The 1,492-nt window shown below is 32.4% G+C and carries 3 protein-coding genes; all 3 read right to left on the bottom strand.

Features of this window, described 5'->3' with window-relative positions:
* Positions 1–204: hypothetical protein (locus tag HMPREF9071_RS11640; protein WP_009401525.1), on the bottom strand; the 204-nt coding region annotated here is incomplete at its 3' end.
* A 160-nt stretch (positions 205–364) separates the two neighbouring features.
* Positions 365–1,228, bottom strand: a complete 864-nt coding sequence (locus tag HMPREF9071_RS11635; protein ID WP_009401524.1) for a hypothetical protein — start codon at positions 1,226–1,228, stop codon at positions 365–367.
* Positions 1,225–1,434: a DUF3820 family protein gene (locus HMPREF9071_RS11630; RefSeq protein WP_009401523.1), complete on the bottom strand. Its 210-nt coding sequence runs from the start codon at positions 1,432–1,434 to the stop codon at positions 1,225–1,227. The genes HMPREF9071_RS11635 and HMPREF9071_RS11630 overlap by 4 nt, the downstream gene beginning before the upstream one ends.
* Positions 1,435–1,492: the final 58 nt, after the last annotated feature.

Here is a 1,492-nt window from a genome sequence, read left to right as displayed (position 1 = left end):
TCCTTTTTCAAAATAGCTCTCGATTGGAAGTTCTCTCCATTGCACTCCTGTTTTTAATCTCTTGAGAATCAATAAAAATATTGAAGCTAAATCAAAATTACTTTTAAATCCTCTTTTTCCTACACTTAAAAAAGGAATAATCCAATTATTTATTGTATCTTTGCCCAAAGTTCCTGAATTTTGGTGTTCTTTTTTTTCAAACACAAAATTACTAATTTTCGGGAACTTTTACTTCTCTAAAAAAGTTTAAACAGCTTCATTATCTAAAGTTTTAAACAAGGGCAAATATACAAAAAAATTAAATATTTTTTCTAAATTCAATTGTTAATTATCCTTTACCAATCATCTGTTAATTAATAATTCGTCATTGCTCACTATCAAATGTCCCTTCGTCATAAAGGAGAAACCAGTCTAAGTCCTTTACCGTTTTGTATTCTTCAGGGAGTGATGGCAAGCAAATCCTCTTTCTTTTTTGAGAAGAATCATGCGACATTTGAGTTTTGATAAAAGTTCGTCCCTTACTGATAGGGTCGGGATAAATATACTCCAGAGTATCTAATTTCTCCCCGCGCCAACAATATTTATATAACCCTGCCCAACCAGGATGCCCATATTCCACACCCCTAACAAGTTTTTCTTGAGGATAAAAAGTAGGATTTATCAGTACAATATAGCTTGTTACAAGTTTCTTCTTAGCTACTGGAGATAAATAGATATCATAACTCTCCCTCCTACAACAACCTGAAAGTGGATAGTATTCTACCAGAAAATCCTTAGTTCCATCACCATTGACATCAAAAATCGTATCCGTAAGGAAATAATAATCCCTCGCTGCCATCTTATGTTCTACAACGCAATTTTCTAATTTATAGACATCTATGTCAGTATTTCCTTGCATATTCGTATAAATAATGGCATAATAAGCCTCATCATCAAAGAATTTTCCTACCTTCACAGTAGCACTTAAATAGGAAGTATTACTCTCATCTATTACATAACCAAAATCCAAGTCCTCTCCTTTAAAGCGTTTTACTACCTCAAGAAGTACTTCCTTTTTAGTCTTATCCTTAAGAAGACTATCAGCAATCCTTATTTGGAAATAAGGATTTTCAAGGGTATCTTTTTTGCTTTCTTGTAGTTCTTGAGTCTTTACCTCTTCAGTCTTTTCAAAAGTAGAATTACAAGCTATCAGCAAAGAAATAAAAAAGAAGGAAAAGGTATATTTCATAGTGTTTTAAGTTTGTCTATAATTTCCTGAAGTCCATTAGTTTTTATCTCAAAAGTCGTAGACAAAAGCATGCCAAGCTTTCCTTTAGGGAAGCCTTGCGAGCTAAACCACTCCAAGTAATATAAGGGAAGATCAGCAATCATAGTTTCTCTGTACTTACCATAAGGCATAGGAGTAGTGATAATTTCTTTAAGAATTTCATTCATAGTTAATAATGACTAATAAAAAAACCGAACTATTCAAAAGAATAATTCGGTTCTTGTA

Source organism: Capnocytophaga sp. oral taxon 338 str. F0234, assembly GCF_000192225.1.
Classification (GTDB): domain Bacteria; phylum Bacteroidota; class Bacteroidia; order Flavobacteriales; family Flavobacteriaceae; genus Capnocytophaga.
The sequence above is the reverse complement of the archived record's forward strand: the minus strand, read 5'-3'. Positions and strand labels throughout refer to the sequence as shown.

Excerpts from the sequence above, each read along its gene's own strand:
- HMPREF9071_RS11635 (WP_009401524.1), bottom strand. The coding sequence starts at position 1,228 with ATGAAATATACCTTTTCCTTCTTTTTTATTTCTTTGCTGATAGCTTGT.
- HMPREF9071_RS11630 (WP_009401523.1), bottom strand. The coding sequence starts at position 1,434 with ATGAATGAAATTCTTAAAGAAATTATCACTACTCCTATGCCTTATGGT.